This is a genomic window from Nostoc sp. 'Peltigera membranacea cyanobiont' 213, assembly GCF_002245975.1.
In the GTDB taxonomy this organism is placed as follows: Bacteria; Cyanobacteriota; Cyanobacteriia; order Cyanobacteriales; family Nostocaceae; genus Nostoc.
The window spans coordinates 1-8,568 of the sequence record NZ_NOLI01000218.1 but is presented as its reverse complement, the minus strand read 5'-3'; the positions used below and the strand labels follow the sequence as shown (position 1 = coordinate 8,568).

The 8,568-nt window shown below is 38.0% G+C and carries 5 protein-coding genes and 1 pseudogene; 5 read left to right on the top strand and 1 reads right to left on the bottom strand.

From position 1 onward, the window contains the following. The 4 genes and pseudogenes from CDG77_RS38195 to CDG77_RS32275 all read left to right on the top strand — a co-directional run. Positions 1-201: pseudogene (locus CDG77_RS38195) on the top strand (Rieske 2Fe-2S domain-containing protein); the annotation flags it as partial. 22 nt (positions 202-223) lie between these two features. Continuing rightward, positions 224-460, top strand: a complete 237-nt coding sequence (locus CDG77_RS32285; RefSeq protein ID WP_094333285.1) for an SDR family NAD(P)-dependent oxidoreductase — start codon at positions 224-226, stop codon at positions 458-460. Positions 461-553: 93 nt separating this feature from the next. Further along, on the top strand, positions 554-1,108 hold the full coding sequence (locus CDG77_RS32280; protein ID WP_094333284.1) for a RidA family protein: 555 nt from the start codon (positions 554-556) through the stop codon (positions 1,106-1,108). Positions 1,109-1,711: 603 nt separating this feature from the next. Continuing rightward, positions 1,712-7,117 carry an ATP-binding sensor histidine kinase gene (locus CDG77_RS32275; protein WP_094333283.1) on the top strand — a complete coding sequence of 1,802 codons (5,406 nt, stop codon included), beginning with the start codon at positions 1,712-1,714 and terminating at the stop codon, positions 7,115-7,117. A gap of 125 nt (positions 7,118-7,242) precedes the next feature. Here the strand turns inward: CDG77_RS32275 and CDG77_RS32270 are convergent, their stop codons facing one another. Then, on the bottom strand, positions 7,243-8,175 hold the full coding sequence (locus tag CDG77_RS32270; protein ID WP_094333282.1) for a GIY-YIG nuclease family protein: 933 nt from the start codon (positions 8,173-8,175) through the stop codon (positions 7,243-7,245). 157 nt (positions 8,176-8,332) lie between these two features. Between CDG77_RS32270 and CDG77_RS32265 the strand changes: the two genes are divergently transcribed. Further along, a partial coding sequence (locus tag CDG77_RS32265; RefSeq protein ID WP_442946452.1) for a Y-family DNA polymerase occupies positions 8,333-8,568 on the top strand: 236 nt, incomplete at its 3' end.

Genomic DNA, 8,568 nt, shown 5'->3' with positions numbered 1-8,568 from the left:
AGTGGAGTTGCAACAGTACTTACTTTGGCTTGGACTCCAATGCTTTTTTTATTTTTTCAGACAACATCAGTTGTAGTTGTTGTGATTGAAACTCTAGCCCCCTTAATCTTTGCACTAGCATGGCTCGGACTAAGTAAGTTAGTTATTCAGTTTTATGATGGACGAACCTTACCTCCACGGAACCGACCCGAAAAAAACTGAAATCTGATAATACCAGAAATATATGAGTAAGCTCATCTTAATTACAGGCATAAGTAAAGGTCTAGGTTATGCAATGGCTGAGGGTTTTATTCAACAGGGACATACTGTTATTGGTTGCGCCCGTTCATCAGATGCTATTGATAAAATACGCCAGAAATTTAGTGCTGCCAACGATTTCACATCTGTAGATGTGGCAAATGAACAACTTAAAAGAGCGCTAACCCGAATTGAAGTGTTACAATTGCGTGACCACACTTAAATAATTTTATTTATTAGTGATTTTTTACTCAATTTAATAGATAATTAAACTAAGTATGAGAAAAAATAGAGAACTCACATTTAAGGAGCTTTAATGACTAGACCTATTAGCAGTGCTGTAAATTCATTAGTAGCAAACTTCTCGCGACGAAATGCACTTTTGTGGCTTGGAGGTAGTGGAATAACTACCGCCTTGATGGTGGCAACACAAAAGGAAGTGAGCGCTAAAGACAACAAAGAGTTGGAATTGGTGAACCCACCAACGTTATATGATGCAACCCAAAATGGCTATAGCCATATAGCTGTTACACCATCAAGGGCGAGAACAGTCTATATTTCTGGTCAATTTGGTTCCGATTTAAAAGGGAATCTTGTCTCCAATGAATTTGAAAAGCAGTTAATACAGGCTTTTAAAAACCTCCGTTATGCCTTAGCAGCGGTTGGGGCACAACCACAAGATGTCGCAAAAACTACTATTCTTATAGTTGATTACAACCAAGCTAAATTGATACCGTTAGGACGTGAAATTAGTAACTTTTGGGGATATAAACCACCAGCAAATACTCTTATTCCCGTTCCTAGACTTGCACTTGACGGTATGTTGTTTGAAATTGATGCTTATGCAGTAATTCCAGAAAAACGTGATTGAGGGTTGGTTCTAATATAACCCTATCCAATAATAGTTGGCGGAATAACAAACTTCCGCTACTGTCAATCAATAATCGTCTCTCCTATTTGAGTAGTAATTGTCTTTAGCCAGCCTACGAAACTTAGGACTTCCAAATAAAAAAATATTCAATTATTGATTGTGGGGCGGGCAAGATGCCCACCCCACAAAATTAGATAATTTATTTCTTGGAGTTCCCTTAACTAAAAATTCCAGCAAGTGCTAGTAGTTTGCTCCTGTTAACTTGGCTATTTAAAGTTTAAAGGCAAAAGGTGAAAGGTTTTTAATCCCTTTCCCTTGAATCTTTCCCCAGCACTTACAAGCACATTTTTGAGTTGAAAATTCTAGTTTACACTTTGCTGGTTCCTAATTTAATAGTGAGAATATTGACGCTTTTGTGTGGGGTATTCTATCTCTGCATTTGATGCCTTAAAGTTAAAGCAGCATTTAATGTACCCTGTAATTTAAAGCTTATCTTCATAAATGGTCTCTAAAGTAAAGCCAAAGTAATCTTTAGCAATTAACATTAAATTGCCCTTATTAATTTGGGAATAATTAAGTTATAAATTACTCGGATTTAACAGTATGTTTAGCAGTGATGTTAAGATTTCTGGATACCAGATCATTGAAGAAATCTACAATGGTTCGAGAACTATAGTTTATCGAGGGTATCGAGAAAGTGACTCATTACCTGTAGCAATCAAACTGCTGAAAAATCCATATCCCTCCTTTAATGAACTGGTGCAGTTTCGTAATCAGTACACCATTGCCAAAAATCTCAACTCATCTTTAATTGTCCAAACCTACAGCCTGGAGGTGTATCAAAATGCCTATGCGTTGGTGATGGAAGATTTTGGTGGCATTTCTCTAAAAGATTATTTTGTTCGCGATCAAACGCGAGATATTAGGTTTTTGCAAGAGTTTTTTCAAATAGCGATCGCACTGTGTAATACCTTAGATATACTCTATAGTCAGCGCATCATTCATAAAGATATCAAACCGAGCAATATTTTAATTAATCCTGATTCCAAACAAGTTAAATTAATCGACTTTAGTATTGCCTCTCTATTACCAAGGGAAACGCAAATGCTAATCAGCCCGAGTGTATTAGAAGGAACACTAGCTTATATTTCTCCAGAACAAACAGGGAGAATGAATCGGGGAATTGACTACCGGACTGATTTTTATTCACTTGGTGTAACTTTCTACGAATTACTCACAGGTGAGTTACCTTTTCAATCAAACGATCCAATGGAGTTGGTGCATTCCCATATTGCTAAGGTAGCCTCATCAATAGATGTAATTAACTTACAAATTCCGCCGATAATTTCGGATATAGTCAGCAAATTAATGGCAAAAAATGCTGAAGATCGCTATCAAAGTGTATTAGGATTGAAGCATGATTTAGAAATTTGTTTTGCTCAACTGAAAACAACTGGCAAAATTGAAAGTTTTCCAATTGCCCAAAGGGATGTGTGTGACAGATTTATTATCCCTGATAAACTCTATGGACGAGAAGCAGAAGTTGAAACTCTATTAGAAGCATTTGAAAATGTCAGCCTGGGTGCAACAGAAATCACTCTGGTAGCTGGGTTTTCGGGGATTGGTAAAACTGCGGTTGTTAACGAAGTCCATAAACCTATTGTTCGTCAACACGGTTATTTTATCAAAGGCAAATTTGACCAATTTAATCGGAATATTCCTTTTTCTGCATTTGTCCAAGCTTTCCGTAACTTCATGGATCAATTACTGGCAGAAAGTGATGTTCAAATACAAAAATGGCAAAATCAAATTATTCAAGCATTAGGTGAAGACGGACAAGTAATTATTGAAGTCATTCCCGAATTAGAAAAAATTATTGGCAGACAACCACCTGCATCAGAATTATCAGGTAACGCAGCCCAAAACCGATTTAATTTATTATTTCAGAAATTTCTCCAAATATTTACAACTAAAGAACATCCTTTAGTTATATTCTTAGATGACTTGCAGTGGGTAGATTCGGCTTCATTGAAACTCATACAATTATTAATGAATGAAGCTAATCAGGGATATTTATTGTTAATTGGTGCGTATAGAGACAATGAAGTATTCCCAGCCCATCCGTTGATGGTGATGTTGGATGAAATTCGCAAAACAGGTGTAAAGGTGAATAGCCTGACGCTGAAACCACTTAACCCATTACAATTGAATCAACTTGTAGCCGACACGTTAAATTGTGCAGAGAATGTGGCACTATCTCTTTCACAATTGATTTACCGGAAAGCTCAAGGAAATCCATTTTTTGCAACTCAAATCTTGAAATCATTACATCAAGACCAACTAATTCAATTCAATTTTGCCGAGGGATGCTGGCAATGTGACATTTCTCAAATAAATCAGCAAACTCTAGCAGACAATGTTGTTGATTTTATGGTTTTCCAATTACGAAGACTACCAGAATCAACTCAACAGCAATTGAAGCTAGCCGCTTGTATTGGTAATCAGTTCGATTTAAAAACATTAAGGATTGTTTCTAAACAATCAGAGATAGAAACCGCAGATTGCTTGTGGAAGGCTTTGCAAGAAGGGTTGATTTTGCCACAAAGTGAGGTTTATAAGTTTTTTGTTGGTTCCGAAAATCAAGCAGCTACTCAAGAACAGTCTGAGATGGTTGTATATAAATTTTTACACGATCGCGTCCAGCAAGCTGCCTATTCACTCATTCCAGATGCACAAAAACAGTCAACACACTTGCAAATTGGGCAATTGTTATTGCAAAATACACCTAAAGAGCAGCAAGAGTCAGGAATTTTTGCAATCGTTAACCAATTTAATTACGGACTGGAATTATTAGAGGAAGCTGACGAACGAGAACATTTATCCCGGTTAAATCTGATAGCTGGTTGTAAAGCTAAAAACTCGACTGCTTATGCGACAGCAGTTGAGTATTTAAAAGTGGCAATTCTTTTATTACCGATAAATGCTTGGCAAAGCAGCTACGATTTGGCCCTTGCTGTTTACGAATCTGCGGCTGAGGCAGAATATCTGAATACAAACTTTGATTCATCAAAATCATTAGTAGAGATTATCCTCAAAAACGCTAAATCTCCATTAGAAAAGGTTCGTACCTATGAGATTCAAATCCAATCTTATACGGCACAAAATAAATTCCTTGAAGCAATAGCCACAGGTAGAGAAGCACTGCAATTACTAGATTTGACGTTACCTGAAGACAGTAATACTCAAATTATTTTTGATGAACATGACAAATTACAACAAATGTTTGTTCATCAATCGATAGCAGCATTGGCAGATATGCCAGAAATCATTGATCCCCAAAAATTAGTTGCGCTCCGCATATTATCGGGTTTATTTGCTCCAGTTTATATAGCCAAACCGATGTTGTTGCCGCTCAAAATTTTTACAATGATCGAGATTTGTATCAAGTACGGCAACTCACCACAGGCAGCTGTCGCTTATAGTCTCTATGGATTATTTTTGTGCAGTATTGGTGCAATTGAAGATGGGTATCAGTTTGGTAAACTCGCAGTACAACTTTTAGAAAAATTTCAAACTAAAGAACTTAAAAGTAGGGTTTATTTAACCTTTAGCCTGTTTATTAAACATTGGAAAGATTCAATTAAATCCACATTGAATCTATTTTTGGAGGGATTGCAAAGTGGATTAGAAACCGGAAATTTAGAATATGTAGGCTATTGTGCCAATTGCTATTGTCAATTTCTCTTTTGGAGTGGAGAAAACCTAGAAAATGCTGTGCTGGAAGCAGATAAGTATTGCGATCTAATGCAGCAAATAAAACAAGAGGTATCTCTGGTTTGGGGAAATATCTGGCGGCAGACGGTGCTAAATTTACAAGGAGAAGCGGCTAATCCCTGTTTTTTAATTGGTAAACATTTTCACGAAGTCGAAATGTTACCGACTTTAATTGAAACAAACAACATCAATGGTATTTGTTATGTCTATCTAGCAAAAACGCTCTTAGCTTATCTTTTTGGTGAATACGAATCTGCTTGGGAATCTTCCCAAAAATTTGAGCAGTATGAGCAGGGAGCCGCAGGCTTATTAATTGTTCCTTTGCGGAATTTCTATCAATCTTTGAGTTTGTTAGCTCTTTGTTCTCAGGTAAATGAAGCACAGCAACAGCTTTATCTCCAGAAAGTAGCCGAAAACCAGTCAAAAATGCAAGAATGGGCGGCTCATGCACCCGTAAATTATCAGCACAAGTACAATTTAATTTTAGCTGAACAAGCTCGTGTAACTGGCGATCGCTTACAAGCCGCAGATTATTATGAAATAGCGATCCAAGGAGCGATCGCCAATGACTATATTCAGGAAGCCGCGATCGCTAACGAACTTGCTGCCAAATTTTACCTAGAATGGGGTAAAGAAAAAGCCGCAGAAGGATATCTGCAACAAGCATATTACTGCTATGCCCATTGGGGAGCCAAAGCCAAAACTGATGACTTGGAAAAACGCTATCCCAAATTACTCAAACCAATTTTGCAACAGCAAGAATTCAACTTCAATCCCTTAGAAACCATAGCCAGCATCGCCCGCACATCTACTTACACCACCAGCAGTACTAATATTTCTGATGCTCTAGATTTGACTTGCATTCTCAAAGCTGCTCAAACCATCTCTAGTTGTATAGAATTAGATGCACTCATCAGCAGTCTCACCCGCATTATCCTAGAAAATTCTGGTGCGAAAACATCTGTATTAATTCTTCCTCAAGAAGACACTTGGCAAGTGCGGGCAATTACCTTTATCGACCAACAGTCAAATTCCTGGACTGATGTCAAAACCATTCTTGATTCACAACTACTAGATGCTTGTCAAGATATCCCTAGAAAACTGATCAATTACGTTAAGAATACTCAAGAAACCGTCATTATAGACAATTGCAAAACAAATATTCCTGGTGTAATTGGGGAATATATGCTCCTACATCAACCTCAAAGTGTATTATGTACACCCATTATTAACCAAGGTCATTTAGTGGGGATTATCTACCTAGAAAATCAACTGAATCAAGGGGTATTTACTAGTAACCGTCTACAGGTGATTAACCTACTGTCCTCCCAAGCAGCAATTGCTTTAGAAAACGCACGGCTTTATCAGCAAGCCGGGCAAGCTTTACAAGATTTGCAACAAGCTCAATTACAAATCGTGCAAAGTGAAAAGATGTCTGCATTGGGTAACTTAGTTGCTGGGGTAGCTCATGAAATGAATAATCCTCTTGGTTTTATCGCTGCCAGTCTAAAACTTGCTAAACCAACCTTTACTGATGTTATTGAACACTTGAAACTATATGAACAAAAGTTTCAAAGTCCGGGAGATGAAATTCTCACTCATGCCGAAGAAATCGACTTAGAATATAGCTTGGAAGATTTTCCTAAGATGATTGATTCGATGACTATGGCGTGTGACAGGCTGAAAAATATCAGTACCAGTCTTCGCACTTTCTCCCGTGCCGATAGAGATTACAAAGTTCCATTTGATATTCATGAAGGCATTGATAGTACAATTCTAATTTTAAAACATCGTCTCAAAGCCAATGACACCCGTCCGGCAATTGAAATAGTGGCGGACTACGGTAACTTACCCCAAATTAAATGTTTTCCAGGACAATTAAATCAAGTATTTATGAATATAATAGCGAATGCTATTGATGCCTTGGATGAATCAAATACAGGTCGGAGTTTTCATGAGATTAAAGCCAATCCTAATTTGATTACAATTACCACCTCATTGAAAGAGAAACAGGTTGAGGTGAAGATTGCTGACAATGGTCAAGGTATGAGTGAATCAGTCAAACAAAAAGTATTTGACCACTTGTTTACTACGAAAGGTGTTGGTAAAGGAACGGGATTAGGATTAGCGATCGCTCAGTCTATTGTTGTAGAAAAACATGGCGGAACTTTGGATGTGAATTCTACCCCAGGCGTTGTCACAGAATTTGTGATTACCTTACCGATTCTGGTTTAGACTCAAAATTAACTTGGTCGAAAGTGTGATTTCAGTTAACTACCACCAACCAATCGCACACCACAGACCTACACCCGCGATCCATTGTTAACCCAAACCTGCCATTGCTCCCGCATGAGTATAGGCTAGATAGCAACTTGAGATAAGCTAATGTTGTCCTTAAGAATGTCTATCTCGACTGGAGAAAGTACTTTATCTTTCATTTGTTGTAGCTCATGTAGGGCAGCGTTAGCATCGGCAGCACCAAATTTGAAGTACTCAGTTAAACTACCAATGCGATAATTGTAATTATGATAGCGGTGTTTAAAATATAGTTCTACATTACCCCTGTGTGGCCAAGTTCCAAGTATTTGAATCTCAACAGTTTGAGAAGGGATAAGTAAGTCCGTTTCTATTTCTGTCAATCGCTGTTGGGTGGGTCTGGCGGTAACTCCTATCTTGTACAAAGTACCAATATTCGTTTGAATTTCTAAAAAATACAGAGTACAAGATAAAATGCGTTGAAGTTGAGCGCGATAAAGCGTCAAGTCGGTGAGCCGATATGACTTATCTGGTGCATTTTTGTATAATGCATGTTTGGCTGCTAGCTCTAGTTTCAGTAACTTTTTGAGCAACAGAGGTTCTTGCACTTCGTTGAGTAAACTGAATTCTAGTGCCCCAACAGGGATTTTTCCTAAACTAGTAAATTCATAAGCTGGAGGGGTTAAACACACGTTTTTGTAAAACATTCCAGCTTTAATAAGCCTTGGAGTAACTAAACCAGGGCTGATAGGATAATTGATTGAGCCGTATTCTTTCCACAGCAATTTTAACTGTGCTAAATCTTTACGCAATAGGTAAATATTAAAATTATCGTAGAGTGGTAAAATCGGAAAATCACGATTAGCTACAGGTAGGCAGGTCGCTGAAGAATGTGCAAAATGATGTTGCTTAACCTTACCTTTCTTAGCAGTTAGCTTACCATAACAGTAAGGGCATAAAAGCTCAGTTTTACCACTACCAACATCTTCAACACAGACTAATTGTCCATCTGGAGCTACACCAAATTTGAGCCACATTGTCACGCTTACTCATTAACAGAAAAACCAATCGGGGCTGATAGTAGAAAGTTCAAGCAAGCAAGTAAATAATTTGCATATCTGCAAAATTTGGCTCAAACTAGTGCTAGTGTACTATAGGATTTCTAATTTAGGATTTAATTTGCTTGAAAATGGTGTGAAAAGCGAGACTGCTTGTGGTGGAGCTACCTTGGGACAAGAATCTGTCGCTAGAACCAGGAAAATAGTTCACGTTGATATGGATGCCTTCTACGCATCGGTGGAACAGAGGGACAACCCTAGCTACCGAGGCAAACCGTTAGTAGTCAGTGGCGGGCCGAATCAGCGAGGCGTAGTTGCAGCAGCGAGTTATGAAGCGAGGAAGTTCGGTATTCATTCCGCGATGCCGTCAGT